The following is a 24502-nucleotide window of genomic DNA, read 5'->3' on the forward strand; positions in this document are numbered from 1 at the left end:
AACACATGATTACTTTGAAAGAACACCAGCGCCTGACCGGCCAACAATTACAGATATTTCTCTGAAGGGTAAATGTATGACTTCAGCAACTACTAAACACAGTTCACTCTGTCTGATGGGGATTACCTGCGATGAATATGACACCGCAGAAAAAATTTACACCCTCAGCGTCAATGCTGACAACCTTGAGGAATCGATAAGAGAGATACGCTCCGCACTTGAACAGATAGATAGTATGCTTAGTCCAATCCTGGAAGATGAGCTGAACGGAATACTTATCGGACAGATAAAATTGACGATTAGTGCTAATCCAAAAAGCAGATCGCCTTACTAGCTATCTGACTGCCATTTTGTTCATTCACTTACCCGTCGGCCTGTTTTTGCCGGAAGTGGGATCAATATCTCCCAGAATGGCTCTTCACCATTTGTATATGCAAGACTTTCACCTGACCAGTACAGATACGCCTGGCGATATATATCCAGAATTGGGCCATTACTGTCAAGCAGTCTCATATCACCAAGGTGAACCGGTTTTTCGTTCCTGACTTCATATATCGGCGCTATCCGTATTCCATCATCACCACGTTCGCGGGCCAGCAATTCCCTGAATTGTTTAACCTCACTGATTTCCCGACAGGCAAACAGCGATTGATATCGGGATGGTTTCTCAGGGAAGTCGCTACGCCGAACCAGTTCAAATATCAGCCCAATCAAAAAGGCTTTATCTCTTTGATGGTTATCATCGAAAAGAGCAGGATTATAGAGGTAGTTATAGCCATGCTTCGACAACCCCTCGGGATATATTTGATTAAGGAAACCGGCCAATTCTGGCTGTTTTGGGGTATGGTGACGCAGTGTTATTACATGAAATGGAAACAGACTATTTGCAGAATCTAGCGTGTAATACTTTTCCAACGTAAGGCATATCCTTATCAAATCAGCTAAATGACGTGTTCTTATGCTGCTATCCAGTAAACTGCATTAATAGCCGCCGAATACTCCCAAAATGCATCCTGACAATGAAAGAACGACCAGCCCGGTGCGCGAACACCGGACTGGCCATCAACCCACAGAGATTGCCTGTGAGCCGACCAGGGTTCAGTCAGTCCCGCGAGACCTGATTAGCCTGCCATATTTTTTAATTATTGTAAAAGGCTTACGGATAATGAAAGAACGCACTTTACCCATCGTCCCCTGGATAGGGGGGAAACGTCGTCTGGCGAAACATATTTTACCGTTATTCCCGTCCCATACCTGTTATGTGGAACCCTTCTGTGGAGCTGCTGCACTTTATTTTTTAAAAACGCCCAGTAAAACAGAGATTATTAATGATATTAACGGTGAGCTGATTAACCTTTACCGGGTGGTGAAACACCATCTGGAAGAATTTATCCGCCAGTTCAAATGGGCACTGGTCAGCCGCCAGATGTATAAATGGCTGCAGAACACCCCGGAAGAAATACTCACGGATATTCAGCGGGCGGCACGGTTTTATTATCTTCAGAAGCAGGCTTTTGGTGGCAAAGTCGCAGAGCACAGCTTCGGAACGTCCACCACCAGCCCGCCACGTTTTAACCTGCTGCGTATTGAAGAAGAGCTTTCTCTGGCGCATCTGAGGTTATCCAGAACGATCATTGAACATCTGGACTGGCGTCAGTGTATTGAACGCTATGATCGGCCACACACGCTGTTTTACTGTGACCCGCCTTACTGGGGAACGGAAGGTTATGGTGTGGATTTTCCGATCGGAAACTATGTCCATATAGCTGAGCTGGCACGGAGTATCAAAGGCAGGATGATTATTTCGGTAAACGATATACCAGAAATGCGGCAGGCGTTTCAGGGGCTGACGATTCAGGTGGTTGATATCAGCTACAACCTGAAGGTCACCGGAAAAGCAGCCCGCAAGAAGGAGTTGATTATTTGCAATTTCTAGGTATCGGGGCGATATCGGGTCGCCCCAGTATCCTTATTCATCGTGCTCATGATTACCTTCATTGAGTTTTTGTGTCCGGAAAGTAATGAAATCAACCACCTTGCCTTTGCCCCGGAAGTCCTATTCTGTAAGAACTTATCCGGCACATTTACCCGGTTTGGGCTGTGTATAGAATCGCCCAACCTCAAGAAATGAGCGTTGTTGCTCCGGTGTCATTTCATCAAATGCGTCCATTAGTTTTTGCTTGTCTGGGGACATTTTTGGGATAACGCTGGAAATCAAAGTTCCTCTCTGTCCCGTAACAACGTAAAGCACATCAAGTCCTAAAGTAGCCCAAATAGCTAGAGCATCAGCCCCAGGGGATGATTCGTCTTTTTCCCACCGTAATTGGCTTTTATAGGATGCCCCTACCAATTCGGCAAACTCAGATTGACTAAATCCCAGGCGGTTTCGTTCTTCTCTTAATCGTGATCCAAGTGACATATTTGTCCATTTATCTATTTACATATCCCAATTTTGGGATAATAATATACCATATATAAGGCAAACATCATTGCATCAACAAAGGAGACAATCATGCTTGCAAATCCTTCAAAACACGATGTGCCGTTTATTACCCGTCTGGCTGAACTGGCTGGTGAAGATATTGCCAGTCAGCTCTGCCACGAATATGGCGCTACATCGGTTTATTTACCCTTCAGGGTATGGCTACCTCCCCAATCCGTCGAAGCGATCGGGAACGCATTTACCGGTGACAACTTTGCGGCACTGGCCAAACAGTTCAGCACAAACATTAATGCTGTTTACTGGGCTGTTCAGCAGCATCAGAAACAACAGATAAAACAGGTGTTTCTGGCGCCCCGGAAAGACGGGGAAAACGACGTACAAGTTCATCAGGTAATCCCGGTGACGCAATTGGGTCTCCCTGACCTGCTAGAAGTTGTGCTTCAAGCTGTAAAAAAGGCCACAACGCAGGCGAACCAGTATCAGCCTCACATTGCGTTTTTATCTCTGCGTGAAGGGCATTCAGTAACTGCTGACGCTCAACTGTCTGAAGTTGTGTCAGAAGAAAACCAATCAGGCAATTCAGTCCATCCTGATATTCAGCCTGATCACTCAGCGTAGCCAATATATTTCTTAAATTATTCATTGAATTACACCATGGAGATTTTTGTCATGACTCCAGAACAGATTAAAAATCGCTTCCGTCAACGCGGGATCACTTTTACCCAGTGGGCAGAAGAAAATGGTTATTCCCGCAATGAGGTTTACCGTGTTCTCAACGGCCAGACCAAAGCACGTTACGGCAAAGCTCATGAAATTGCCGTAAAACTCGGTTTAAAACCTGCCGCAAATGCGGCGTAATTTTCTGATTATGTAACAGGTTATCACATATTGCAAAAAAGGAGATATGACATGAGTAAACCCAATGTCTCCAGTTCTGGCTCCCGAATTCTGCGGGTATTGAAAGCATTACGTGGACATGCATTAAACGGTATTTCAAACGGGGAACTGGCATCGGCACTTAATGAATCACCGGCCAACATTAACAGAGCACTGAATACCCTTATTGAAGAAGGGCTGGCCCTGAAACTGGATAACGGACGTTTTGCTCCCGGTATTCAATTGATACAGATTGCCATGGCGCACAGTAACGAAATGGCACGGGCACAGGATCGTATTAATGAAATTAACCAGCGTGTTATTTCAGGTAGCCGTTATTAAGGAGTAAATAATGGGACGAACAAAATCACAACATGTTGAACTGGAAACAGATGTAGCGTTGCCCGGCGATATGAATGTCAGCCTGAATGCCATGACTGAACACCGCCTCGAAATCATGCAGCAGTTTGGTGACGGCCTGCCATATGAACGTGATCGCATTGTTCACGAAGCCCGCTTTTATATGGCCCAGAGTGCTGAAGCCATGCTGGAAGCAGGTAAAAGACTGATTATTCTGAAAGAAAATGAACCTCACGGAGAATTTGTTGCAATTGTAGAAGAACAATTGGGGTTACATGTTCGGGCTGCACAAAGAATGATGAAAGCATCATTGAAATATCTTTCTCCGAAACTTGAACCAAAAGCGACAACGTTGTCGCTTTTGGGAAAAGCTAAATTGTTTGAACTAGTAGCTGAAGATGATGAAGAACTATCTGAATTAGCGGATGGAGGCACTGTCGCAGGCCTGACACTTGATGATGTTGATCGCATGTCTGTCCGTGAATTACGGCAGGCTCTGCGCGAAGCCCGCGAAACCAACGCTGCACAACAACGCGTACTCGCTGACAAAAACGAAAAAATCGACTCGCTTTCCACCAGACTGGAGAAGAAATCCCGCATCCAGCCGCCCAAGCCTGACGAAGAAGTGAAGAAGCTACGCGCAGAAGTGACGGCATTAGCGGTAGAGGCGGAATCTGCTATCGCTGTTCAATTATCCGGTGCCTTTGAGACCCTGTGCGCATATTGTGCTGAAAACATGATTGATACACCCAGAGACTTCATGGCGGGTCTGGTCTGTCAACTGGAAAGCACCGCGCGTAGCCTGCGCTCCACATTTGACCTGCCGGACGAACCGACTGGCAACGTTGCCCCCTCCTGGCTGACAGACCCGATACCTGAAATTAACGGGCGGGAGGAATAAGTGATGAGTGCTGCCCTGACTGAACGGCTGGTTTCTGTTGCCCGCGCGGCACGTGACGCGGGGCATGGTAAGCGCGGTGCAATATACGACGCCGCCTGCGCTGAACTGGGTATGTCCCGCGCCACTCTGTTGCGTAAACTGAAGGAGGTCTCTGTGACTGATAAACGCAAAAAACGCGCCGATGCAGGGCACAGTACCCTGAGCCGTGATGAAGCCGCCCTGATATCTGCCACGCTGCGTGAGGCCACCCGTAAGAACGGTAAGCGCCTGTATTCCATTGCAGATGCGGTTGAAACCCTGCGGGCTAACGGCTTTATCACCGCAGGCAGAACGGATGAGACGACAGGCGAGTTTTTCCCGCTGTCCGGGGATACTATCAGCCGCGCCCTGCGTAACTATGGACTGCACCCGGAACAACTGGATGCCCCTGCGCCGCATACCGAAGTCGCCAGTCTGCACCCCAATCACGTATGGGAAATAGATGCTTCTCTTTGTACGCTTTACTACCTGAGCAACGGCCATAAAGGGCTGCAGGTGATGGACAGCGCGAAGTTCTACAAGAACAAGCCCGCCAACCTTGCCCGTATCGCCAGTGACCGTGTCTGGAGTTACGAGATTACCGACCATGCCAGTGGCTGGATTTACGTCGAGTACGTGATGGGGGCGGAATCCGGTGAAAATCTGTGTTCTGTGCTAATCAATGCCATGCAGGAGCGCGGTGGTGCAGACGTGCTGCACGGCGTGCCAAAAATACTCTACCTTGACCCCGGCTCGGCGAACACCGCAGGTATGACGAAGAACCTGTGCCGTTCTCTGGGTATCGAGCTGACAGCACATAAGCCACATAACGCCCGCGCCACCGGACAGGTGGAAAAGGCGCGTGACATTATTGAGCGCAAGCTGGAGCCGGGGTTGAAATTTCAGCCTGTTCACAGTCTGGAAGAACTCAACGCGCTGGCCGTGAAATGGCGCAGCCATTTTAACGCCACGGCTGTTCACAGCCGCCACGGTAAAACCCGCACGGATATCTGGCTGAAAATTACTGCTGACCAGCTGAAAAAAGCACCTTCCGTTGAGGTATGCCGTGAGCTGGCTGTGGCTGCACCTGAACTTCGCAAGGTCACGCCAAAACTTCGTGTCTCCTTCCGGGGCACTGAGTTTGATGTTTCAACGGTGCCGGGTGTACTGGTCGGCGAAAAACTGATGATTACCCGCAACCCGTGGCGCACTGATGTGGCACAGGTAGTACTGACCGGAGAAGACGGTCACGAAACCTTTTTCCTGGTCGATGAAGTCAGAAAGAACGAATTCGGATTTGCTGAAAATGCGGCGGTATTTGGCGGAAGCCACAAAGCCCTGCCGGAAACCCCGGCGCAGAAAGCGGCAAAAGAAATCGAAGAGCTGGTCACCGGTACCGATAACGCCACCGATGCAGCTGCTGCACGCAAAGCGAAGGCGCTGCCCTTCGGCGGGCGACTTGACCCGTACAAACATATCGATGACACCCCGCTTCCGGCCTATATGCCGAAACGCGGTCAGGCTTCAGACGTGCGCGGACCGCGTATTGAACAGCGTCCTTTAACCCATGTGGAGGCCGCAAAAATCCTGCGCGGGAAATTCAGTGCTGCCGGTCATGCCTGGACACCGGAACATTACCGCCGGTTAACGGCACAGTACCCGGACGGCGTACCGGAAGCCGAACTGGATGAAGTGATGGCCGTTATGACCACGACCGCCCACAACAGCGTTATCAGCATCGTTAACGGCAACTGAGGAGGAATACATGCTGGTACTGAAGCAACAACTGAAGGAGGCCCGCATCCCGCAGGCGGTGGCGGCGAGAGCGGTCGATGTTTCCGAGGCCACGCTGGCCCAGATTGTGAATCATAACGTGTGGCCCCGTACCTGTCCCGGAGAAGTGCGCCAGCGTCTTGCATCCTGGCTGGAAAGTCAGGGAATTGATACAGCAAAGAGTTTTGATGCTGTACAGGGCGCGACCACGCCCTATACAGCGGGTACTACTGATAAAGCAATCCTCAGCGAGGAAGAGAATATGTTACTAAAAAAACAGGTGTTATTTCCAGCAACCAAAAAAGCGTTTGGCCTTTTCCGTGACCCGTTTGCTGACGAAGCCATGCAGGGCGCTGAGGATGTGTTCACCACACCCGATATCCGTTATGTCCGGGAAGCACTCTACCAGACAGCCCGCCACGGTGGTTTTATGGCGGTTATCGGTGAGTCCGGTGCGGGGAAATCCACGCTGCGCCGTGACCTGATTGAACGCATCAACCGCGAGAATGCACCGGTCATTGTCATTGAACCTTATATCATTGCGATGGAAGACAACGACGTGAAGGGAAAGACCTTAAAAGCGGCGGCGATAGCAGAAGCCATCATCAGTACGATTGCGCCGCTTGAGAACATCAAACGCAGTCAGGATGCCCGTTTCCGCCAGTTGCACCGTGTTCTGAAAGACAGTTGTCAGGCTGGTTTCAGTCACGTTCTGGTGATTGAGGAGGCCCACAGCCTGCCCATTCCGACACTGAAGCACCTCAAACGTTTTTTTGAGCTGGAGTCCGGTTTTAAAAAGCTGCTGTCGATTGTGCTGGTTGGGCAACCAGAACTCGCCACCAAACTGTCCGAACGCAATATGGAAGTCAGGGAAGTCGTACAGCGTTGTGAAGTGGTTGAACTGCTGCCGCTGGACAACAACCTTGAAGAGTTTCTGACGTTCAAACTGCAACGGGCAGGCAAGCAACTGACGGACATTATGGATGCCAGTGCGGTGGATGCCATCCGTGCCCGCCTGAGTAATCCGGGCAGCAACCGTAAAAACAGGGTCAGTCTGCTGTATCCGCTGGCCGTCAGTAATCTGGTTATTGCAGCCATGAATCTGGCCGCTGAAATTGGTATTCCGCAGGTCACTGCGGATGTGGTGAAAGGGGTTTAATCATGAAAAACATAACAGCAATTAACCAGCAGATGAATAACGTCAGCAATGCTATTACGGCACTTAACGCCATGAATGCCACAGTGCAGAGCGTCATGATTGCAGGCAGTAAACCGCTAATCCGTATTGCCCGCAGCAGTCTCTGCAACCGCCTGCTGGCACAGGGTAAAGCCTCTTACGTCCATATCGGACATGGGCGTTCCGGCAGCTTTCGTCAGGGTGTTTTTGAATTACATGGCTGCCGGGTCATCTGGTCAGAATTATTGCTCTGAGGCGTTGTATCCGTTTTTTATTAAACAACACATGAGGTCATTAACATGGCAAGAAATGCAAAGCGAATTAAAGCCAGTGCGGCTGTGTGGACGGCACAGACAAAAGATGAAGTCATCGCCGCAATCAAACAACTCGGTGATTTACAGCGGGAGTTAATCAGAACAGAGGCGAAAATGAATGACGCTATCGGGGAAATTACTGCCGGTATGTCGCCGTCAATTGAAGAGCTGAAGGCCCGTATGAAGGAGTTACAAAGCGGTATACAGACATGGTGTGAAGCACACCGGGATGAACTGACCAACGGAGGTAAAGTCAAGTTTGCCAACTTAACCACCGGGGAAGTGCAATGGCGTAACCGTCCTCCGTCAGTGAATATCCGTGGCGCTGATGCCGTTATGGATTTCCTGAAACGCCTGGGTCTGCAGCGTTTTATCCGGGTAAAAGAGGAAATAAATAAAGACGCCATCCTGAATGAAAAAGAAGCCGTGAAAAATATCCCCGGCATTACCATAAAAAGTGATATTGAGGATTTTTCCATTATTCCTTTTGAACAGGATGTCCAGTAATTCAGTAAATATCGTTATTTAACTTACTCTTTTCTTTTTATTTCGGCGTCAGTGCCGTGGGTTTCTGCACGCCGAAAACAGCCAGAAGGTTATTTATTATGTCCGTTAAATGTCGTCATTGTCAGCAAAGTATCACCTCACTGAAACTGCGTGAGGCCAACGTTATCACTACCGGGAAATACCACGTTCCGACAGTACTCATCACGCTGGTTTGCCCGTATTGCAGCCAGCATTACTACGCGGAAGTCCCGGTTATGGAATTTATCCCTTGCGAGGAAAAACAATGATTACACCTCTGGAAGCCAAAAAACGTACCCGTGAAATTATCGAAGACTATGTCAATGAGTGCGGATGCAGAAACCTCACCGATGTTCAGCACGTACTGGAGGCATTAATCAGTATGGCTGCACAGGCGGTTGTGGCAACAAACGGCAAAGCAGCCGCCATTGAGGTACTGGAAAAAACACTTATCCATACGGTACTGCATGAAGTGCCATACCGGATGGAAACAACGGCGGACGGCCACCTCAGAATTACTGTCGCCCGGAAACACTAAACCGTGCGCCTGCATAATCACTCAATGAATTACGGAAAGGTGAAAAATGAAAGTACTGATGACAAAACTCTGGTTTATGACAATAAAAGAAACCCGGAAAATCCTGGATATTATCAGTTCATTAATGGGGTATTTTCTTTTGTCGGTAGCCATTGGTGCCGGACTGACTTTTGGTTTTTTATCGGTTTTTGTCATTTACGGGAGTTAAATGATGAAAGAGATAAATTTATATAACCGCTCAACACTTTACCGCACAGCACTGAAAACCTTCGGCCCGGAAGCGCAGTTACTGAAACTGACAGAAGAAGCCGCTGAACTGGCCGCAGCGGCAGCCCGTAATATGAACGGGGCAGGCAGTGAGGTGGATTTGGCCGGTGAGCTGGCTGATGTGGAAATAATGACTGAACAATGCCGTCTCAACGGTATGGGAAAACTCATTGACTTTCAGAAGCAGAAAAAGCTGGCGAGACTGGCCGAACGATTGGGGGTGACTTACACCCCTGAAACTGAAAAGGCACCAGCCGTCTTTTACCCGCCACAATTAACAGCATTAGCGCAAAAATTGCCTTCCCGTGAACTGCTGGAAGACTGGTGTGGTGCTGTACCAAACAGCGCCTTCATCGGTGCCACGGACGAAGAAATTGCGGATATGGCGCGTTTTATTCTTTGTGCTATGCCCCTGCTTGATGTTCACGGAGGCTGTGATGACTCAGCAAAATGAAAAAATACTGGAGAAATTAAAAAAATTACTGGCGCTGGCCAAATCAGATAACCCGCACGAAGCCGCAGTGGCATTACAGCGGGCACAAAAACTGATGCAGGCTTATCACATTACTCAGGAGGATATTGCACTCAGTGATATTGATGAAAGTCTCAGTGATTACTGGGCGACCGGCAGTATCCATCCTCCCCGTTACATGCTGGGGCTGTTATCCGTTATACAGACCGCATTTGGTGTGAAATCCATACTTCATCCCGGGATAAAACCCAGAATAGGATTTTACGGTAATAAAGAGCGGGTCAGTCTTGCGTCCTATACATGGGAGGTACTGGCCAGACAGTTAACGGCTGCCCGTAAACATTATATTCGTCAGCAAAATAAGCGGATTAAAAACACGACGAAAACCAGCCGTGGCGACCAGTTCGCGGAAGGCTGGGTGTTAGCCGTCCACAGCGAAATCCGGTTATTTGCGATGTCAGATGAGGAGCGGGAACTTGCTGAACGCTGGATTGAACATAAATACCCTTCCCGCAGTACCACTCAGGGACGGGAAGCCGGAAATGCACGGGATGCTAACCTGTCCGGCTCTCTGGGGTATCAGGCGGGTAAAAATGTCAGACTGCACCGCCCTGTTAACGGGCAGGAGCAGCCCAGACTGAGGGGGGCGCGATGATAACAGAATCTGTTTTATCTTCTCTGGCTTTATATTTTGTTGCGGGTTGGTGTACTGCTGAATTACACCGGTATTCTGGTTTTTTCTCGCGTTACCGTCGTATCGGATATTGTCTCAGCTGGATAGTGATGTTTCTGTGTTGGCCTCTGTTACTGCCTCTTTATGTCAGTTATATCGGTACCCAATATCAGAAGGAGAATAATGATGGATAAATCACGTCTTATTCAACTTATTCACATCGCTAAAAATAAACTTCAACTGGATGAGGATACTTATCGCCAGATGTTACAGGGACTAACAGGAAAAGCCTCTACAAAGAACATGGATACTTCTGACCTGAATAAAGTCCTTGATGCAATGAAAAAGAAAGGATTTCGTATCAGTCCGGCGAAGAAAGCTCAATCCCGTTTACCGCTGGATGACCATCCGCAATCCAGGAAAATCCGTGCGTTATGGCTTGAAATGGCTGATGCGGGTATCGTGCGTAACCGTTCTGAACAGGCGCTGGCCCGGTGGGTAAAACGGGAAACTGGCGTCAGTGCGTTACGCTGGCTCAGCAACGAGCAGGCAAGCCACGTTATTGAAAAACTGAAGAAGTGGCAGCACAGAGCCACGGGGAGGAAGCCATGAGCGACCTGAACCAGTTTCGCAGTAAAGGGCCGGAACTGCTGGTTGAACTAGCCCAGCACACTGCTGAAACCCTTCGGGAAATTATCGATATAGACCCGGCAGTGGCTGACCAGATAGGTCAGGCTGTTGCCAATCGTATGATGCAGGTCTGGGGCGGACAAAATGTGTATTTTCCGATGGGTATGGTCTGGCGGGTAAGCCAGCGGGACAGGGAGATATTTAATGAGTTCAACGGGCGTAACCATCACGAACTGGCCCGTAAATTTGGTGTCTCACTGCAGTGGATTTACAGTGTGGTAAAACGCGTCAGAAAAGAAGAGCTAGATCGGATGCAGGGTAAGCTGTTTGAAAATGATCAGGACGAAACACCGCCAGATAATAACGTATAAATACACATTAATGTGCTTTAAAGAATATATGACACAGTGGATACCCCACTGTGTTTTTTTTATTCTAAAAGCAGAATAAAAACATCGGAGGAATGACATGTTTGACGCATCGTTACTCAATTTGCCATGGGCAACACTCGTGACGCTGACCAGTGGCTATATCGGCTATTTTATTGCAAACGTAGGTCTGAAAGAGCATCACAAACCTATAGAGGTGACATTTTCCTCGCTGATTTTCGGTCTGTTATCAATGATGGTTTATCAGGCTGTGATGTGGTCTGGTCTGAATGCGTGGCTGGCAACGCCACCCGCACTTCTGTGTGCTTTTATCTGTGGCGTGTTCTGGCGCAGATATGGGCGCAAATGGATGTACAAATTTCTTCGGGATAAAGATATTTCATGGTCTGATAATACGCATTCAGCCTGGCAACGTATGTTTGATCAACATGGATATTATATCAGTGAAGGGTATGTGTATCTTAAAGACGGTACTGTTCTTCTTTCTGAACATCCCGGACACTTTGAGGGGCAGCCGGGAGGGGCATTTGTCCTGGGGGCTGAAAAGGATGTGTTGATGTACGTCACCCATGAAAAAAAACCGGGAAATGATAAGTGGCTCAAAAAAGAAGTTGCAAATAAAAACTGGGGAGTGATGGCAACCTATATTCCAGCCGATCAGATTGCCATGATAAGGATAAGACGAACCAGAAACCGCATCATCAATTCACGAAGTGATGAAACAGATTAATCCCGTGACGGAGGTGCGTCATCATCAGAATGAGTCGATTGATGCTCAGATGAATCATTTGTTTGTGCAGAGTTATCGGACTCAAAGGTGACGCACCCTTTTAAGTCTTCAGAAAAGTCAGTTGTTGAATTATTATTTTTGTCTGGCATGTATTAGAATTCCTCTACAAGTAGAATCGGTAGCAATGATTTTACCCATCAATCTGCCAGTTTTTTGTGAACCGTATTTGTTTCTCATACTGAAAAAGAATTACATAATACATCTTCATCTCTTCCCATCTCGTACCACTACATCCCATTTATCTCACGGATCACTATTCATTTATCTCATGTCTAATCAACTAAAGGTGTTTTGATCATCATGCGCATTACTGGATTCATTACTCTGCGCAGTGGGTATATCACTATTGCGCATTGGCTCTTTTGCGCTTTCTTTTTTCTGCGCAGTGCGCAATTTCTTGTGCGCAGTTTTTTTCGCATTCTGCGCACTGGATATTTTGATATATCGTCGGGCTGTTGCGTAGTTTAGTTCCTTTAGTTCGCACCACTCTTTAGGGGATATTCCTGTTATAGCATGTTCAGCGAGGAACTGTTGTTGTAGCATCCCCCAATCCGGTTTTGCCATTGTGTTTATCTCCTTAGCCTATTAAAAAGCCCATTCGTTAAAATAAGCTTTGTGATTGACTCTTATGAATTGTACTCGTCTCTCCGGTTGTCACGCCCTTTCTTCTACCTACAGCTGACGTTGCTGATAATGACCGAAAAATAACAAATGGTGGTATTCATTGTTTTTGACTCTCACTATGCGCTATCTGTCGAGAATAAAACAGATCATGGCTAACATAGGAGACAGCGACAACGCTACGCCTTCTTCTATTGGCACGAAATAAAAATAGCAGTATGATTAATGAGTATTTATTTTTTGCTTAAATTCAGCCACCCTGTGAAATCAAACTCACAGGGTTATTTTTATATTGTGCTGTTTATTTAAGTAGAAGATAAATAAGAATAATCAATCTGGTATATATACCTACTTAAGCTATACTAAGTAGCTATCGCTATACTTTAATTGATATCTTGCTAGTATTGCCCAGCCTCCCATGCTGGGCTTTTTTATTCCATGCATTCTTGTTTGATATAATCCTGCAACCCTTTAATCATCTGTTCTGACTCTGCAATTCGCTCTCTGAGTAACCAATAATTTCTGATAGCGGTGTCTGTAGGTCGGGCGGTGGTTGCATCATCCATGCTGGCGGTGGAAGTGGTGGTGCTTTCTGGACACTCGGCTTTAATGTACACCCTGTCAGGATTACGCTCACTAATATCACGCAAGCGACTAATTTCATTTTTTGCATTAATAAGCTCCTGTGTGCGCCTTGTATCAAGTTGATTTAGTCGCTCTATGCGTACTTGATAGTCAGTATTGATATCCTTCTGCTCTTCGAGTGCGGTAGTAAGTTCTTTGTTGTTTTCTGTCAGTGTGTTAATTCTTTTCGCCTGTGCATTAATCAGCACGCAACCACCAGCAACAGTCCCCACTATCATAATGACAATGTAAAGTTTCCAATGCTTCATAATTAGTACCGATGATGTGAGAGAGCAATCTGACAGCGTTTGTCTAAACTGGCTTTATCATTAACACATGAATTATCAATTGAGAGATAAATGCCACCAGCAACCGAGATGAGTAATGTAAGTATAAAACCGACGATGATGATTAAAGGCTTCCATTGCATAATGCTGACTCCGCCTCTCTACGACTGACCAACCCTCGCCACACCTTTCCACCAGCATAAACCCAGCGTTTCATTTCTTCACAAGCGCCATTCTGATCACCAGCATTTAATTTCTTAAGCAATGTAGAACGTGCAAAAGCTGTGGTGCCAACATTGAAAGCAAAGGAATATAAAGAGGCTTTTGTTTTATCATCTACCGGCACTTTAACTAGAACATCAACTTGTTGTTGCGTTCTAATAAAGTCTTTCTGCAGTAACTCGTCACATTCTTGCTGTGTGTATGTCTTGCCTTGAATAATGTCATTTCCAGTGTGGCCATAACAAACCGTCAGAATTCCAGCAACATCACGGTATGGTTCATAACGCACTCCCTCAAAGTAACCAATCACTGTTAGCGCAATACTTACCGCACCGGCACTTGCAACTGCTGTCACTTTCTGTTTTAGGTTCATTAAATGTCCTTTTTAGCTTTAGTCAGCATCTCGCCAACTATCTTTTCTATGTCTTGCGGATCACTAGAACAATTTCGATGAACCAATTCAGCAAATAATGCTGTTCGTTTCCGCTGTTCTCGCCGTGTCATCAGATAAGTTGCTAATCCAAGAAGCATGCTAAATCCCATCCCTATTACAAAGCCCCACTCATAAAGTGAGAGACTTGCAAAAAAGGCAGTCAAGCCAGCTGTTCCGTAGGTAGCATTGGTTAATTTGTCCATGCGCATATACACCCCCTACGGAGTGCCTAAGTTTAGTTAAAGGAGTGCCGACTCACAGCTCTTGTGTGAACGTGATAACGAGGGTAATCGCCCTGTGGTCGGCATATACGAAAAAAGTCGCATTAGACGACTTATTGAAATAGATGGCTGGTTTAGTTCAGCCAGACTGTTACGCGCTACCATAACCTTATAGCAAGGAATTCAGTTGTTCGGAATAACCGAGCATGTGAACTATCCGGAAATTCCGGATAGTTGAACCTGTAAGAATTACTTACAAGTTAGAGCTTTTATTTCTTGTTCTGTTTGTTCAAATCGCTCTTTCTCAAGTTCAACTCCAAGAACTCGACGATTTAACTTTAATGCGGACTTTAGTGTTGCACCCGACCCCATAAAAAAATCAGCAACCAGATCACCTTCGCGACTGCTTGAGCGAATAATGTGTTCCATCATTTCAGCTGGTTTTTCACAAGGATGTTTACCTGCGTAATATTGCACAGGTGGATATGTCCACACATCGGTGTAAGGAACATCAACGGTGACAGAAAAAGGACGGCGCAATAATTGATATTGTTCAGCAAGCTCTTGGTACTCTCGACTAAGAGAAGCCTGCACCTCTATCAAATCAGTATGATCACGATTTAAAGGATTACTACTAAACTTTTCACTTGCTACGCGATGAAACAGCTCCTGCAGTTTTTTGTAGTCAGACTCACTCGGTAGTTGCCATTGGCTGTAACTAAACCAGTGTGAAGCCATTTGTTTACCTGTGGCCTGTTTTATTTCTTTTGCTGTTATTCCTAACGATTCACGTGCAGATTTAAAATACTCAATTAAAGGCTTAAATACATTTTCTTTAAGCGCTTTGCATTGCTGAAGATAAGCACTACTTTTGCCCTTGTGTGGACTTTGATAATGTTCAGCAAATAAAATTCTTTCAGTGCTTGGAAAGAAACTGCGTAAATCAGCTTTACATGCCCTACGCCAAGGCCCAGATGGTTTAGCCCATACAATGTGACTTAGAATATTAAATCTTTCACGAACGAGTAATTCTGTATCTGACGCTAGTTTCGAACCGCAAAAGATATAAAGGCTACCGTTAGGCTTTAATACTCGCCAAAATTCCGCAAGCATTTCATCAAGCCAAGATAAATATGATGTTACGTTTTCCCACTGATTATCCCAACTACAAGACTTCACCTGAAAGTAAGGCGGGTCAGTTGCGATTAAGTCAATACAATTATCGGGAAGTGTTTTTATATAGCTGAGTGAGTCATCATTGACTAAATTTACACTGTTTAAATTCACAGTATTTTTCATAGATCAGGAGAACCTTTTTTGATAAGCTCACTATGCTTTGTGCACATAAGCAGTGGGCTTTAGTTTGTCCGTGATCTACCAGAACGGGTGAATGACTGTAAAGGTGCTACCAACACTTTTACAGTCGCCCATTTTCACAGTATTAGATATTTTGAAATGTGTTTTCTTTGATGTTTTCTTTGATTAGCCCCGCCATCGCCAACTGAGTTAATATCAATTGACAACGTGGCTCAGTTAAATAAGTAAACTGTGCAACTTCGCCAACAGTTACCTCTTTCGTATGCGGAACAACTTCAAAAACAAGTCTTGCCTCTTCTGTCATATCACTATGTTTTAACATGATATTTTAATACCTTTGGTCAGTTATTGGTCGTGAACACACATGTAACTCTGAACAAAGGAAACAGCAAGCCTTATCTGTTTTAGATACAAAAAAAACCAGCTCTATGGCTGGCTTTTATAGGTATATCAGTACTTACTTATCTACAACAGTGAATTGCAGTGCAATTAAATGCTTTTTGCAATCTTTAATGCCCTCGTTGTAACCGGCATCATAAAAATTTTCTGGCTTTTCTTTAAGGTTAGGAAGATTTATTTTCATTTTTTTCTTAGCATCGTTAGCGCCTGCATAATAAATCTCCCAAAGTAATTGAGTGCCCGGATCTGAATATTTAGAGATAGTTTCACGCTCTACAAGGAATCTGAAAGTAGAGTCACGCTCCCTGCTCAGGTCAATAGACTTCACTTTTCTTTTTATCTGTCTTTCAAATAATTCCTGCAACCCTATTAAATCCATCCTAAATCCCATGTAAAAAAGCCCCGCAATTAGCGAGGCCTTAAATTCGTTTCCTGCTTTGCGTTTAAAGCTCTACGCAGCATATACGAAAACTATAACTTCATTGTTCAAAAAGTCAATCATTTATTCATGAATAATGATGCTTTCTGTCAAACTCATCACACATAGGCCAATAGAGCATAAATTCAGCAATAGATAACCATGTTTTAACTCGTCTCCTATAAGTCGATAGTGACATTGAAGGGTGCTTTTCATGTAGCTCTAACGCTATGCCGAAATATGATTTTTTATATACATAATACTGTTTCAGTATTTCTAATAATCCTTGATCTTTTTCGAAAACAGCACAAATGACCTTGTCCATTTTTCCACCTTCAATATCACTACAGAACCACATATTGCTAAGTGTTTTCTTATTTTGGTACTCCTCCAAGAAAAGCTGTAAGGTTTCTTCTGATAGCCCTGATTTTTTCATTCTTCGCATAGCATCTTTGAGGGCTTTCTTTGTGATTTTTGGGTCTGATAATAATCGCTGAAAAATACCAGAGGCTTGCGGTGATTTACTAAATGCAGCCCAACAACCCCACATTTTTAATCGCCCCCGGATCCATGTACTTTCTAATGTGCGCAATCTTAAATACTCACCACTCTTGCCACTTGTCTCTGGATAAATCATGCTTATACCTCAACTTCTTTATTTATCAATATCACTAGACGCGACAAGCGCGTAATTCCATTACTTCAATTTTTGTTTGCTCGAGCAATTCTGCTTCAGAACCATGAATTTCTTGCCATGATTTAGGTGATGCATGAAAGCCGGTTTCATAACACGCCCTATGATGTGGCGGACACAGTGGTAAAACATCTGTATGACTTGCTCGTTGTGCCATTCCCTGCCCTGTTCTAACATGATGTATTTCCGCTCTACTTGCCCCAAGCCCCATATTGCGACAACAAATACAACCCAGTTCCGCTACATCTGATAGCCACTGTCTTTCTTCTTTGGTCTTTGATTTGATCATTGGTCTTGCCTCTACGTAAAACTTAATAATTGAGATACTGCATTTTCTACAGCTTTTTGAGTGGGGAATTGCTTACGAAGGATAAAATTCCAAAGCACATCGAGTGTGGCTTTGTAGAGTTCGCTAAATGCTAGGTCATCCATATTTGCAAAGCTGATTGATTTAGCGACACGACGTAAACTACCGTCAGGCATTTCAAACGTGTCGTAATAACCGGCTTGCTCTACAACCCAATAGCGAAAAGCATCAAATGATTTTGTTGCTGAGATATTTTGCGCACGTTTTTGTGCGACTTCTTCTAGATAGATATCGGATGCTGATAAGAGCACGTCAGCATTATCCGTGTAATATGAAAGGAATGTGATGTAACCACGCACAAGCTCTTTTTCTTCAGGTGAAATGGTACCGCCAACTGGTTCCCAATATTCATAGCCTAAGTTGAGTAATGCGAAGTATTTACGATGAAATCGAGGGTTACGGGCTTTCTTAAAATTTGCTGAAAGCACATCACCACATTTGATTTTTGAATGCAGAAAATCTCTCGTAACAGGATTGGCCGGTACAAGAGTATCGTTAGACATTTTGATAAAGTTATGCTGTGCCATACTTGACTCTCAGTTGACACAGCAAATGTTTAGGATTGGGTGTTCAGACCAATGGATTTATTTTATCAGAAATGCTTTTTTCTTCAAAAGAAGATAATTTTAAGTTTAAAAAATCACATAAATAGTTCTTTAAGTTGAGATATGTAAGGTGTTATTACAGATAATACAGATGCAGAACCACCAGCAATAGTCATTATTTCGACTAGTTTTGTCATAACACCAGTTTGGTCTTTAACACTTTTCATCGACTCAACATGTGGGATTATATCATCAATAATTTGAGTGTCTTTTCCCTGCTTTTTTATCTCTAATAATTCAGAAAGTAGTTTATCTATTAAATCATGAGATTGAACTTGTAAATTTTGATTAAAATTTTCGCTGGCATTAGCAACATTAGCATTACCATAAATATTGGTGTTAAATATATGTGCTATTTTTTCCTTTTGTTCATCATTCAAATTAGACAATTTGATATCCTCAATATTTGAAATTTTACTTTCTACTTCTAATGTGAATTGTAATATTCTGGTTTTAATTCCATCAAGAATAGCTGTATATAAATGAGCCGGCGACTCACTCCAAATCCTCATAACATCTTGATGTGTAAAACCTTTAGATATTAAGCTCACAATGTGTGTATCCCATGGCCTTTCCATCATAATAGAATCATGTGAAGTTAACTCCTCAATAGATGAGACACTATTCGCAACACGCATTACACCATAATTTTTTTGAACGGGCTCTGGAAATTTAGTTATATCTATTGGGTAATTTTTCCAAATATTATAACCATCCGTAAAATCCCCTTTAACTACACAATTAAGTATTCTGTATTCAGGGATTTCATCTGTATTTTTATATCCATTAAGTTCATCATTAACCCATCTTATAAAATTTTCATTTTTTATTTTATGAGCTAAATATAAACATTTTCTTAATAAATCAGATAGTTGAACTTTTGAATTAATGCAATCATTCTGTATTTCAATGAGTATTGACATTTAGAAATCCCCATTTAATTAATTATACTATTTTATCTTCAATTGTAACTCACGTCCTCCATAAGTAACCCAGCATTTTGAATCACCAGACAAACAGCATTGTTGAACAGGTAATTGCTCACCACAGCGTTTACACTTTTGCTTAGATAACTTCTCAGCTTGCCTTTTATACTCAGCATCATCTTTACGAATAAGCATCTGTAAGTATTCAACAACATCATACGGTTCTCGACCAGGCATGCGTAATACACAATTACGCTTTAACATTTCCAATTCTTGATTATCTACAAATAGTTCAATTTTGGTTACACCTAATTCTTTCTGCCGTTTACGTTGCTCCGCTTTACGTTCTGCTACTGTTTTTGCCATTACTTATACCCTCATCACCTCACGCCAATAATTCAACCTATCTCTAAAAAACTCCCGATGTACCTCAGGCAACTTTTCAATTTCCACCAGAACTTGCGTTCTATGTATTTTTTGATTGTTAAGCTGTTTAATTAATCGACTAGCTAATAAATCAAGTTGTTCTAACTCGCAATATTCTTCTGGCCACAAAGCTCGGTTGTGAGGTAAATCATCAGGCAAATAAGAACGCCTAGACATAATTACCTCGTCGTTTTTTGTGGTTTAACCTTAGGTTGATAAGGTGCTTTTGTTCTCGCTCTTGCTAACGCATGGAGACGGTCAATATGACACTGTGTATGGTCTAACCCATCATCAGGTAATATGGGGTGATTATCACGAACAAGAAATTCGTGAGTAAGAGAGTCTTTAATTAACATGGTCTTGCCTCTAATATTTAACTTAATGGCTTGGTCGAGCCCTAATTAACTTATCTAAAATGCTTCTGTAGCTTGTTGTCCTTTTCGTGCATAGCTTTTTCTATTATCATTTCCTTTAAATGACAACCTTTCTGCCTCCCCCTTACTAATATTTTTAATATAAGAATTCACCAACTGAGCATAAGCGGTACCAGTATTTCCATCACGATTTAATCTGAGAAGAATTTCCATTAGAGATTTATCAGCATTATCGTTATAAACAGCATCACGATATAAACCAATCCATACATCACAATCTTGCTCAATTTGCCCTGTATCACGGCTATCAGCGGGAGTTGGCCGTTTATCTGCCCTATCTTCCAATTTACGGTTAAGTTGGGTTAATAACAGGACAACACAATCCATTTCTTTTGCTAGATTTTTTAACCCCGTAGTAATATCACCATATGCAATATCACGACGTTCAGCCTGACCAGCCTTGATAAGGGTAAGGTAATCAATCGCTATTAGGCCTACTTGCCCTTTAGCTCGTTTAACTTTGCGACATTCAGCTATGATATGGTTAAGATCAATACCAGGAGTGCTATCGATATACATATTCGATTCTGCAATCTCTTTTGCTCTGGCTAATGCTCTAGCCATTTCCATATCATCATGTGTACCTGTATAAAAAATATCTGCAGATACATCGCCTTCTTGAGAGATCATTCGTTCAATGATCCCACGGTCTGTCATCTCAAGGCTGAAAAGCAATGTGGGTAACTTATGGTTTAATGCAAAGTGAGTTGCAACACGATTATAAAATGCGGTTTTACCCATTTTGGGTCTTGCACCAACAACAATTAATGATCCTCTCAATGCCTGCTTGGGAGCCATTAACTCATCCAGTGACTCTATACCCAAAGTAAAACCCACTGCATTTTTAGGATCACTAAAGCGCCTATCAACATCATCAAGCCAATCTCCAACAACATCTAGAGCAGGTCTTAAGCCTTTGCTTTTTCCTGTTTTAGCGTGTTCGATAATGCTTGATACAATCTGCTGAACATTTGATAGTTTATTGTTGATATCAAGACCATCATTCGCCATTAGCATCTCTACACAAGTATTCAGATTATTGATAGCGTAACGCTGTATTGCATTGTCTCGTACAATCCGAGCGTAATTCACAATGTTAGCAACTGAAGGTAATCTACAAAGCTCCGCTATGTAGGCAAATCCCCCAACTTTTTCTAAATCACCGCTACGTGTTAAAGAGTCACTAACTGTAATGATATCTGTTGGATAATCAGATTTTATTAACTTCACTATCTCTGTAAAAATTCGACTGTGAGATCTTGAATAAAATGATCCTGATTTAACTAGTGATATCACATGTTGACGCTTATCTTCGTCAGTGCTGATCATCAAGCCACCTAGTACAGCCTGCTCTGCTTCAAGATTGTATGGAGGAGTGAAATAATCATTTGTCATTAGCACGTTCCTCCTTAACCGCAACATAACAACGTTCCGTAATTAAATAATCTAAATTTTTACGTCGCCATGTCCCCCCTCGCCCATTATCTCGATCCTCCATCATCCATCGACAATTACTGGCAATATACGATAAATAATTCTCCCAGCGCTCTTGATTGAATTTAAATTTTATCCAGAAATTTCTTAGCTTCCGTTTACGCTCATCAGTCATCACTTTGATAGCAGGCATATCAGACAAAATATCGTGATATGAATTAATAATATTTTCATAATTCAATTTAATTTTTGATGACGATTTTTTGTCGTCAGGTTCTCCTGACGTACCATCAGTAATATCTGTAGTAATATATGTAGTAATCTCTGTAGGATCGAACTGCGGATTTGTTTCATCGCCACCGTCAGTTTTGTCTTGTCGCGGTCGTTCGTTTTGTTGTTCCGCGAAATCACTATTGTGACTTTCCCCAGTTGCGCTTTGCGCATTTGGTGCATTTTCAATAGGTTGTGACATGACATAATCTAATTTTTCACAGTCAATTAGATAATAAATTTTATGCTCTAAGCGTTTATTAGTCTCAACCAGAATACCTCTGCTAACTAAATGCTTTCTAGCCGTAAGCTGTTCTCGGTAGCTTAAACCCGTCTCAGATTCAATTTCTTCTGATGTTTTATAAACACCTAATTTAGAGTCAGCTTTATCTTGCCAATAAAATATTTGGCTAAAAAATATTACTGCATTTACACTGCCCAAACGTTTTACTAGCCCAGGGAAATAAGCAACTGGACGTCCAAAATCTAATAACAAATCAGATGCTCTCACTTTACACCCCCAGTGCTTTAGCTATATTACGGCAAGCATTTTGGTACTGCTCAGGGGTTAAATTTTTTGACAGTAATTTTTGTTTTTCTCGCTCATACTGCTCCCAAATTAACAACGCAATAACGCGTCTACCATCAAAAATATGTTGGATATCTGAGATATGAGCAGGTTTATCATTCAGCATAAACCCATTGCGGTATGTGATTTTTTCAGTTGATCTAATCATTGGTCTTGCCTCTTGAATTAATGCACGCTGGTCGGGCGTGATATCTCATTTAGTGCACGTACTACATTGTTTATTTGGTGTGACATGTCACGACCCTCTAATAAGATTTCAGTCATAGCATCAGCAAAACGCTGAATGGCTACAGTTGCTAAATAGTTTTTGGTGTCTCCACGTACTCGAGCTAACCTCGACGCCGGTAGAGCCATTTCAATCGCTGGCATTAACTCAGCAATTTTTCTTTGAGATGCGCGAGAATCACCACGTAACCAACGGAATATCTGTTGCCGGTTATTATTGATTGCTTTCCAGTCTGCCTTACCCGTTTGATCTTCAATGGCATGTAATCGACCATGTTCTTGATTAATCACTAATCGTAAGTAAGCTCGGCTAATCTCAATAGCAACATGTTCTTGCCCTTGTTCTACCGCCCAATCTTCAAGTTCAGCTCTGATAATGTTGATATCAAAATTCATTTTTGCGTCTCCTGTCGCTATAAAAATTGATTATGCATAATCAGTTTTTTAATTTGATACCTGTAATACTGAATACTCCTTTTGGCAAGCCATCCCAAGGATTTGGATAATCAACTGGATTAAGATCATGTGGAGTTACTAACCAATTGGTTTTTGCTGACCATTCGATAGCTTTTCGACCTTTAGGGTAGTAGCTACCAGCAATAACTTGACTAATAAACCCTTGAGTTACTCCAACCGTTTTCCCAAATTCAGTTTGGCTGATTTTTTGTTTTTTTAAATACAGATCTAATTTCATGTTTTCCTCCAGCTTATGTAATAGCTGAATATTAGCAATGCTAATTTAATAAATCAATAGCATTGCTATTGGATAATTATTAGCATTACAAATAAAATACTAAAATGAACAGAAAAATATCAGAATCAGATAAAATTGCCGCCCGAAACTTACGAAACATTTGGGAAGCCAAACGAGAATCTCTGGGCTTAACTCAAGAAAAAGCCGCAGAGATTATGGGATTTGCTACTCAAGGGGCAGTAAGTCAGTATTTAAATGGCCGAACAGCCTTAAACACTGATACAATTTTAAAATTCGCATCATTATTGAAAGTTGATCCTGAAGATATTAATCCAGAGCTAAAAACGTTGTTAGACTACGTTAGACGAACAGGAAAAGAAGAAGAAATAAAACAAATAACCTCTTCTACATCAACTCAAAATGAACATACGACTTTAAGACTGATGGATGTATATGCAAAAGCAGGCCCTGGTGGCTTTATAAATAACGAATTCCCTGACACTATAAAATCTATTGAGTTCTCTCCAGAAAAAGTATTCGATTTATTCGGTAGAAAAAGTTTAAAAGGGATTGAAATAATTAACATTAGCGGTGACAGCATGTCTCCAGCAATAAACCCAAGAGATGTCGTTTTTGTTGATACTCATAATGAATTTTTTGATGGCGATGGTGTTTATGTGTTTAGTTTTGAAAATTCATTATTTATAAAAAGATTACAAAGAGTTAAGGGCAGAAAACTAGCTGTTAAATCAGATAATCCTGCTTATGAAACGTTTTATATTGAAGAGTCAGAAATGTATGATCTCCGAATTATTGGAAAAGTAATAAAATCACTTCCTATTAAAATGATTGATTTTGCATAAAATAACAATGTGTTACATACAACCACCGTCGATACGGTGGTTTTTTTTAACTCGAAATATTAGCAATGCTATTGACAATCAAAATAGCAACGCTAATATTAAAGCAACCAAAAACAACACAGCAAGTGTTTAGGTCAGTGTTCAGATTTAGTTTTGCTGTTATGTCGGAGGAGAACCACAGCTCTCATCGCGACCTGTCATGATTACCACGGCATAACGGCAAGTTTTTTAGCAATACCAGGGAATTTAATTAGTTATCGACCAAAGCTACAAGGCAGACCTGACAG

General features: G+C 43.1%; 39 protein-coding genes and 3 pseudogenes. 19 read left to right on the forward strand and 23 right to left on the reverse strand.

Annotation, left to right across the window (positions count from 1 at the left end):
• Nucleotides 1-76 precede the first annotated feature (76 nt).
• A complete protein-coding gene (locus AACU95_RS07630) occupies nucleotides 77-334 on the forward strand; it encodes a hypothetical protein (protein ID WP_060555614.1) in 258 nt (85 codons plus the stop codon).
• A gap of 20 nt (nucleotides 335-354) precedes the next feature.
• Here AACU95_RS07630 and AACU95_RS07635 read toward each other — a convergent pair whose 3' ends face one another.
• The gene (locus AACU95_RS07635) at nucleotides 355-915 is read right to left on the reverse strand and encodes a DUF2441 domain-containing protein (RefSeq protein WP_060555615.1); all 561 of its coding nucleotides are present in this window, start codon (nucleotides 913-915) and stop codon (nucleotides 355-357) included.
• 250 nt (nucleotides 916-1165) lie between these two features.
• On the opposite strand from AACU95_RS07635, the gene AACU95_RS07640 reads away from it, so the two are divergent.
• Nucleotides 1166-1936, forward strand: coding sequence for a DNA adenine methylase (locus AACU95_RS07640; RefSeq protein WP_060555616.1), 771 nt, complete (start codon nucleotides 1166-1168; stop codon nucleotides 1934-1936).
• Between the two features lie 135 nt (nucleotides 1937-2071).
• Here AACU95_RS07640 and AACU95_RS07645 read toward each other — a convergent pair whose 3' ends face one another.
• Nucleotides 2072-2419 carry a helix-turn-helix domain-containing protein gene (locus AACU95_RS07645; protein ID WP_060555617.1) on the reverse strand — a complete coding sequence of 116 codons (348 nt, stop codon included), beginning with the start codon at nucleotides 2417-2419 and terminating at the stop codon, nucleotides 2072-2074.
• A 93-nt stretch (nucleotides 2420-2512) separates the two neighbouring features.
• Here AACU95_RS07645 and AACU95_RS17935 point away from each other — a divergent pair.
• Nucleotides 2513-2722, forward strand: a pseudogene (locus AACU95_RS17935) (Mor transcription activator family protein); the annotation flags it as partial.
• A 7-nt stretch (nucleotides 2723-2729) separates the two neighbouring features.
• On the opposite strand, the gene AACU95_RS07650 reads toward AACU95_RS17935, so the two are convergent.
• Entirely contained in the window at nucleotides 2730-3086 is a 357-nt protein-coding gene (locus tag AACU95_RS07650; protein ID WP_237612035.1) for a hypothetical protein, read from the reverse strand.
• Nucleotides 3087-3112: 26 nt separating this feature from the next.
• On the opposite strand from AACU95_RS07650, the gene AACU95_RS07655 reads away from it, so the two are divergent.
• The 15 genes and pseudogenes from AACU95_RS07655 (at nucleotide 3113) to AACU95_RS07725 (ending at nucleotide 12086) form a co-directional block, all read left to right on the forward strand.
• The gene (locus tag AACU95_RS07655) at nucleotides 3113-3301 is read left to right on the forward strand and encodes a DNA-binding protein (protein WP_004248771.1); all 189 of its coding nucleotides are present in this window, start codon (nucleotides 3113-3115) and stop codon (nucleotides 3299-3301) included.
• A 51-nt stretch (nucleotides 3302-3352) separates the two neighbouring features.
• Nucleotides 3353-3661 (forward strand): helix-turn-helix domain-containing protein, encoded by a 309-nt coding sequence (locus AACU95_RS07660; RefSeq protein WP_004248772.1) that lies wholly within the window; start codon nucleotides 3353-3355, stop codon nucleotides 3659-3661.
• Between the two features lie 10 nt (nucleotides 3662-3671).
• Nucleotides 3672-4580, forward strand: coding sequence for a DUF3102 domain-containing protein (locus AACU95_RS07665; protein WP_060555619.1), 909 nt, complete (start codon nucleotides 3672-3674; stop codon nucleotides 4578-4580).
• A 3-nt stretch (nucleotides 4581-4583) separates the two neighbouring features.
• On the forward strand, nucleotides 4584-6353 hold the full coding sequence (locus AACU95_RS07670) for an integrase catalytic domain-containing protein (protein ID WP_060555620.1): 1770 nt from the start codon (nucleotides 4584-4586) through the stop codon (nucleotides 6351-6353).
• Between the two features lie 10 nt (nucleotides 6354-6363).
• Nucleotides 6364-7530, forward strand: coding sequence for an ExeA family protein (locus AACU95_RS07675; protein WP_060555621.1), 1167 nt, complete (start codon nucleotides 6364-6366; stop codon nucleotides 7528-7530).
• A gap of 2 nt (nucleotides 7531-7532) precedes the next feature.
• Complete coding sequence (locus AACU95_RS07680) at nucleotides 7533-7802, forward strand: hypothetical protein (RefSeq protein ID WP_060555622.1); 270 nt, start codon at nucleotides 7533-7535, stop codon at nucleotides 7800-7802.
• A gap of 45 nt (nucleotides 7803-7847) precedes the next feature.
• On the forward strand, nucleotides 7848-8369 hold the full coding sequence (locus tag AACU95_RS07685) for a host-nuclease inhibitor Gam family protein (RefSeq protein WP_060555623.1): 522 nt from the start codon (nucleotides 7848-7850) through the stop codon (nucleotides 8367-8369).
• 283 nt (nucleotides 8370-8652) lie between these two features.
• Nucleotides 8653-8925, forward strand: coding sequence for a hypothetical protein (locus AACU95_RS07690; protein WP_060555624.1), 273 nt, complete (start codon nucleotides 8653-8655; stop codon nucleotides 8923-8925).
• A 46-nt stretch (nucleotides 8926-8971) separates the two neighbouring features.
• Nucleotides 8972-9133 carry a hypothetical protein gene (locus AACU95_RS07695; protein ID WP_157912366.1) on the forward strand — a complete coding sequence of 54 codons (162 nt, stop codon included), beginning with the start codon at nucleotides 8972-8974 and terminating at the stop codon, nucleotides 9131-9133.
• 3 nt (nucleotides 9134-9136) lie between these two features.
• A pseudogene (locus tag AACU95_RS07700) lies at nucleotides 9137-9430 on the forward strand (hypothetical protein); the annotation flags it as partial.
• A 199-nt stretch (nucleotides 9431-9629) separates the two neighbouring features.
• Nucleotides 9630-10319 carry a DUF2786 domain-containing protein gene (locus tag AACU95_RS07705; RefSeq protein WP_060555625.1) on the forward strand — a complete coding sequence of 230 codons (690 nt, stop codon included), beginning with the start codon at nucleotides 9630-9632 and terminating at the stop codon, nucleotides 10317-10319.
• Nucleotides 10316-10531, forward strand: coding sequence for a hypothetical protein (locus AACU95_RS07710; RefSeq protein ID WP_060555626.1), 216 nt, complete (start codon nucleotides 10316-10318; stop codon nucleotides 10529-10531). The genes AACU95_RS07705 and AACU95_RS07710 overlap by 4 nt, the downstream gene beginning before the upstream one ends.
• Nucleotides 10524-10949 (forward strand): gp16 family protein, encoded by a 426-nt coding sequence (locus tag AACU95_RS07715; protein ID WP_183129861.1) that lies wholly within the window; start codon nucleotides 10524-10526, stop codon nucleotides 10947-10949. The genes AACU95_RS07710 and AACU95_RS07715 overlap by 8 nt, the downstream gene beginning before the upstream one ends.
• Complete coding sequence (locus tag AACU95_RS07720; RefSeq protein WP_060555628.1) at nucleotides 10946-11338, forward strand: Mor transcription activator family protein; 393 nt, start codon at nucleotides 10946-10948, stop codon at nucleotides 11336-11338. Before AACU95_RS07715 ends, AACU95_RS07720 begins: the two co-directional genes overlap by 4 nt.
• Nucleotides 11339-11435: 97 nt before the next feature.
• Nucleotides 11436-12086 carry a hypothetical protein gene (locus AACU95_RS07725; protein WP_004248787.1) on the forward strand — a complete coding sequence of 217 codons (651 nt, stop codon included), beginning with the start codon at nucleotides 11436-11438 and terminating at the stop codon, nucleotides 12084-12086.
• Nucleotides 12087-12425: 339 nt separating this feature from the next.
• Here the strand turns inward: AACU95_RS07725 and AACU95_RS07730 are convergent.
• The 20 genes and pseudogenes from AACU95_RS07730 to AACU95_RS07825 all read right to left on the reverse strand — a co-directional run.
• Nucleotides 12426-12710: pseudogene (locus AACU95_RS07730) on the reverse strand (terminase small subunit); the annotation flags it as partial.
• 488 nt (nucleotides 12711-13198) lie between these two features.
• Nucleotides 13199-13660: a lysis protein gene (locus AACU95_RS07735; RefSeq protein ID WP_107336976.1), complete on the reverse strand. Its 462-nt coding sequence runs from the start codon at nucleotides 13658-13660 to the stop codon at nucleotides 13199-13201.
• Between the two features lie 2 nt (nucleotides 13661-13662).
• On the reverse strand, nucleotides 13663-13821 hold the full coding sequence (locus AACU95_RS07740; protein WP_168725612.1) for a hypothetical protein: 159 nt from the start codon (nucleotides 13819-13821) through the stop codon (nucleotides 13663-13665).
• Complete coding sequence (locus tag AACU95_RS07745) at nucleotides 13803-14273, reverse strand: lysozyme (RefSeq protein WP_049257301.1); 471 nt, start codon at nucleotides 14271-14273, stop codon at nucleotides 13803-13805. Before AACU95_RS07745 ends, AACU95_RS07740 begins: the two co-directional genes overlap by 19 nt.
• Nucleotides 14273-14542, reverse strand: a complete 270-nt coding sequence (locus AACU95_RS07750) for a hypothetical protein (protein WP_064506390.1) — start codon at nucleotides 14540-14542, stop codon at nucleotides 14273-14275. Before AACU95_RS07750 ends, AACU95_RS07745 begins: the two co-directional genes overlap by 1 nt.
• A gap of 261 nt (nucleotides 14543-14803) precedes the next feature.
• Complete coding sequence (locus AACU95_RS07755; protein ID WP_202608890.1) at nucleotides 14804-15853, reverse strand: DNA-methyltransferase; 1050 nt, start codon at nucleotides 15851-15853, stop codon at nucleotides 14804-14806.
• Between the two features lie 142 nt (nucleotides 15854-15995).
• Nucleotides 15996-16193, reverse strand: coding sequence for a hypothetical protein (locus tag AACU95_RS07760; RefSeq protein WP_004250554.1), 198 nt, complete (start codon nucleotides 16191-16193; stop codon nucleotides 15996-15998).
• Between the two features lie 135 nt (nucleotides 16194-16328).
• A complete protein-coding gene (locus tag AACU95_RS07765; RefSeq protein WP_020945472.1) occupies nucleotides 16329-16649 on the reverse strand; it encodes a hypothetical protein in 321 nt (106 codons plus the stop codon).
• Between the two features lie 127 nt (nucleotides 16650-16776).
• On the reverse strand, nucleotides 16777-17325 hold the full coding sequence (locus tag AACU95_RS07770) for a DUF1133 family protein (protein WP_087740823.1): 549 nt from the start codon (nucleotides 17323-17325) through the stop codon (nucleotides 16777-16779).
• Nucleotides 17326-17359: 34 nt separating this feature from the next.
• A complete protein-coding gene (locus AACU95_RS07775) occupies nucleotides 17360-17671 on the reverse strand; it encodes a Ref family recombination enhancement nuclease (protein WP_071425521.1) in 312 nt (103 codons plus the stop codon).
• A gap of 11 nt (nucleotides 17672-17682) precedes the next feature.
• Nucleotides 17683-18276, reverse strand: coding sequence for a DUF1367 family protein (locus AACU95_RS07780; protein WP_135000054.1), 594 nt, complete (start codon nucleotides 18274-18276; stop codon nucleotides 17683-17685).
• A 113-nt stretch (nucleotides 18277-18389) separates the two neighbouring features.
• The gene (locus AACU95_RS07785) at nucleotides 18390-19277 is read right to left on the reverse strand and encodes an AbiTii domain-containing protein (protein WP_161737218.1); all 888 of its coding nucleotides are present in this window, start codon (nucleotides 19275-19277) and stop codon (nucleotides 18390-18392) included.
• 27 nt (nucleotides 19278-19304) lie between these two features.
• Nucleotides 19305-19646: a hypothetical protein gene (locus AACU95_RS07790; protein ID WP_135000056.1), complete on the reverse strand. Its 342-nt coding sequence runs from the start codon at nucleotides 19644-19646 to the stop codon at nucleotides 19305-19307.
• A gap of 3 nt (nucleotides 19647-19649) precedes the next feature.
• The gene (locus tag AACU95_RS07795; protein WP_135000057.1) at nucleotides 19650-19883 is read right to left on the reverse strand and encodes a hypothetical protein; all 234 of its coding nucleotides are present in this window, start codon (nucleotides 19881-19883) and stop codon (nucleotides 19650-19652) included.
• Between the two features lie 2 nt (nucleotides 19884-19885).
• Nucleotides 19886-20062 (reverse strand): palmdelphin, encoded by a 177-nt coding sequence (locus AACU95_RS07800; RefSeq protein WP_135000058.1) that lies wholly within the window; start codon nucleotides 20060-20062, stop codon nucleotides 19886-19888.
• Nucleotides 20063-20116: 54 nt separating this feature from the next.
• Nucleotides 20117-21535 carry a replicative DNA helicase gene (locus AACU95_RS07805; protein ID WP_161737219.1) on the reverse strand — a complete coding sequence of 473 codons (1419 nt, stop codon included), beginning with the start codon at nucleotides 21533-21535 and terminating at the stop codon, nucleotides 20117-20119.
• Complete coding sequence (locus AACU95_RS07810; protein WP_053087953.1) at nucleotides 21525-22355, reverse strand: hypothetical protein; 831 nt, start codon at nucleotides 22353-22355, stop codon at nucleotides 21525-21527. The genes AACU95_RS07805 and AACU95_RS07810 overlap by 11 nt, the downstream gene beginning before the upstream one ends.
• Before the next feature lies 1 nt (nucleotide 22356).
• Nucleotides 22357-22581, reverse strand: coding sequence for a hypothetical protein (locus tag AACU95_RS07815; RefSeq protein ID WP_004250533.1), 225 nt, complete (start codon nucleotides 22579-22581; stop codon nucleotides 22357-22359).
• A gap of 17 nt (nucleotides 22582-22598) precedes the next feature.
• Nucleotides 22599-23054, reverse strand: coding sequence for a toxin YdaT family protein (locus AACU95_RS07820; protein ID WP_087726627.1), 456 nt, complete (start codon nucleotides 23052-23054; stop codon nucleotides 22599-22601).
• A gap of 40 nt (nucleotides 23055-23094) precedes the next feature.
• Complete coding sequence (locus AACU95_RS07825) at nucleotides 23095-23352, reverse strand: helix-turn-helix domain-containing protein (RefSeq protein WP_004250529.1); 258 nt, start codon at nucleotides 23350-23352, stop codon at nucleotides 23095-23097.
• 104 nt (nucleotides 23353-23456) lie between these two features.
• Here AACU95_RS07825 and AACU95_RS07830 point away from each other — a divergent pair, with 104 nt between their 5' ends.
• Nucleotides 23457-24215 (forward strand): LexA family transcriptional regulator, encoded by a 759-nt coding sequence (locus tag AACU95_RS07830; protein WP_004250527.1) that lies wholly within the window; start codon nucleotides 23457-23459, stop codon nucleotides 24213-24215.
• Nucleotides 24216-24502: the final 287 nt, after the last annotated feature.

Source organism: Proteus sp. G4415, from assembly GCF_963896075.1.
Classification (GTDB): domain Bacteria; phylum Pseudomonadota; class Gammaproteobacteria; order Enterobacterales; family Enterobacteriaceae; genus Proteus; species Proteus mirabilis.

Excerpts from the sequence above, each read along its gene's own strand:
- AACU95_RS07640 (WP_060555616.1), top strand. The coding sequence starts at position 1,166 with ATGAAAGAACGCACTTTACCCATCGTCCCCTGGATAGGGGGGAAACGT.
- AACU95_RS07630 (WP_060555614.1), top strand. The coding sequence starts at position 77 with ATGACTTCAGCAACTACTAAACACAGTTCACTCTGTCTGATGGGGATT.
- AACU95_RS07765 (WP_020945472.1), bottom strand. The coding sequence starts at position 16,649 with ATGGATTTAATAGGGTTGCAGGAATTATTTGAAAGACAGATAAAAAGA.
- AACU95_RS07715 (WP_183129861.1), top strand. The coding sequence starts at position 10,524 with ATGGATAAATCACGTCTTATTCAACTTATTCACATCGCTAAAAATAAA.
- AACU95_RS07665 (WP_060555619.1), top strand. The coding sequence starts at position 3,672 with ATGGGACGAACAAAATCACAACATGTTGAACTGGAAACAGATGTAGCG.
- AACU95_RS07800 (WP_135000058.1), bottom strand. The coding sequence starts at position 20,062 with ATGTTAATTAAAGACTCTCTTACTCACGAATTTCTTGTTCGTGATAAT.
- AACU95_RS07695 (WP_157912366.1), top strand. The coding sequence starts at position 8,972 with ATGAAAGTACTGATGACAAAACTCTGGTTTATGACAATAAAAGAAACC.
- AACU95_RS07740 (WP_168725612.1), bottom strand. The coding sequence starts at position 13,821 with ATGCAATGGAAGCCTTTAATCATCATCGTCGGTTTTATACTTACATTA.
- AACU95_RS07830 (WP_004250527.1), top strand. The coding sequence starts at position 23,457 with ATGAACAGAAAAATATCAGAATCAGATAAAATTGCCGCCCGAAACTTA.
- AACU95_RS07780 (WP_135000054.1), bottom strand. The coding sequence starts at position 18,276 with ATGGCACAGCATAACTTTATCAAAATGTCTAACGATACTCTTGTACCG.
- AACU95_RS07655 (WP_004248771.1), top strand. The coding sequence starts at position 3,113 with ATGACTCCAGAACAGATTAAAAATCGCTTCCGTCAACGCGGGATCACT.
- AACU95_RS07650 (WP_237612035.1), bottom strand. The coding sequence starts at position 3,086 with ATGAATAATTTAAGAAATATATTGGCTACGCTGAGTGATCAGGCTGAA.
- AACU95_RS07820 (WP_087726627.1), bottom strand. The coding sequence starts at position 23,054 with ATGAATTTTGATATCAACATTATCAGAGCTGAACTTGAAGATTGGGCG.
- AACU95_RS07720 (WP_060555628.1), top strand. The coding sequence starts at position 10,946 with ATGAGCGACCTGAACCAGTTTCGCAGTAAAGGGCCGGAACTGCTGGTT.
- AACU95_RS07690 (WP_060555624.1), top strand. The coding sequence starts at position 8,653 with ATGATTACACCTCTGGAAGCCAAAAAACGTACCCGTGAAATTATCGAA.
- AACU95_RS07745 (WP_049257301.1), bottom strand. The coding sequence starts at position 14,273 with ATGAACCTAAAACAGAAAGTGACAGCAGTTGCAAGTGCCGGTGCGGTA.
- AACU95_RS07710 (WP_060555626.1), top strand. The coding sequence starts at position 10,316 with ATGATAACAGAATCTGTTTTATCTTCTCTGGCTTTATATTTTGTTGCG.
- AACU95_RS07770 (WP_087740823.1), bottom strand. The coding sequence starts at position 17,325 with ATGATTTATCCAGAGACAAGTGGCAAGAGTGGTGAGTATTTAAGATTG.
- AACU95_RS07685 (WP_060555623.1), top strand. The coding sequence starts at position 7,848 with ATGGCAAGAAATGCAAAGCGAATTAAAGCCAGTGCGGCTGTGTGGACG.
- AACU95_RS07705 (WP_060555625.1), top strand. The coding sequence starts at position 9,630 with ATGACTCAGCAAAATGAAAAAATACTGGAGAAATTAAAAAAATTACTG.
- AACU95_RS07680 (WP_060555622.1), top strand. The coding sequence starts at position 7,533 with ATGAAAAACATAACAGCAATTAACCAGCAGATGAATAACGTCAGCAAT.
- AACU95_RS07790 (WP_135000056.1), bottom strand. The coding sequence starts at position 19,646 with ATGGCAAAAACAGTAGCAGAACGTAAAGCGGAGCAACGTAAACGGCAG.
- AACU95_RS07775 (WP_071425521.1), bottom strand. The coding sequence starts at position 17,671 with ATGATCAAATCAAAGACCAAAGAAGAAAGACAGTGGCTATCAGATGTA.
- AACU95_RS07660 (WP_004248772.1), top strand. The coding sequence starts at position 3,353 with ATGAGTAAACCCAATGTCTCCAGTTCTGGCTCCCGAATTCTGCGGGTA.
- AACU95_RS07645 (WP_060555617.1), bottom strand. The coding sequence starts at position 2,419 with ATGTCACTTGGATCACGATTAAGAGAAGAACGAAACCGCCTGGGATTT.
- AACU95_RS07785 (WP_161737218.1), bottom strand. The coding sequence starts at position 19,277 with ATGTCAATACTCATTGAAATACAGAATGATTGCATTAATTCAAAAGTT.
- AACU95_RS07735 (WP_107336976.1), bottom strand. The coding sequence starts at position 13,660 with ATGAAGCATTGGAAACTTTACATTGTCATTATGATAGTGGGGACTGTT.
- AACU95_RS07805 (WP_161737219.1), bottom strand. The coding sequence starts at position 21,535 with ATGACAAATGATTATTTCACTCCTCCATACAATCTTGAAGCAGAGCAG.
- AACU95_RS07750 (WP_064506390.1), bottom strand. The coding sequence starts at position 14,542 with ATGCGCATGGACAAATTAACCAATGCTACCTACGGAACAGCTGGCTTG.
- AACU95_RS07795 (WP_135000057.1), bottom strand. The coding sequence starts at position 19,883 with ATGTCTAGGCGTTCTTATTTGCCTGATGATTTACCTCACAACCGAGCT.
- AACU95_RS07755 (WP_202608890.1), bottom strand. The coding sequence starts at position 15,853 with ATGAAAAATACTGTGAATTTAAACAGTGTAAATTTAGTCAATGATGAC.
- AACU95_RS07815 (WP_004250533.1), bottom strand. The coding sequence starts at position 22,581 with ATGATTAGATCAACTGAAAAAATCACATACCGCAATGGGTTTATGCTG.
- AACU95_RS07675 (WP_060555621.1), top strand. The coding sequence starts at position 6,364 with ATGCTGGTACTGAAGCAACAACTGAAGGAGGCCCGCATCCCGCAGGCG.
- AACU95_RS07670 (WP_060555620.1), top strand. The coding sequence starts at position 4,584 with ATGAGTGCTGCCCTGACTGAACGGCTGGTTTCTGTTGCCCGCGCGGCA.
- AACU95_RS07725 (WP_004248787.1), top strand. The coding sequence starts at position 11,436 with ATGTTTGACGCATCGTTACTCAATTTGCCATGGGCAACACTCGTGACG.
- AACU95_RS07825 (WP_004250529.1), bottom strand. The coding sequence starts at position 23,352 with ATGAAATTAGATCTGTATTTAAAAAAACAAAAAATCAGCCAAACTGAA.
- AACU95_RS07760 (WP_004250554.1), bottom strand. The coding sequence starts at position 16,193 with ATGTTAAAACATAGTGATATGACAGAAGAGGCAAGACTTGTTTTTGAA.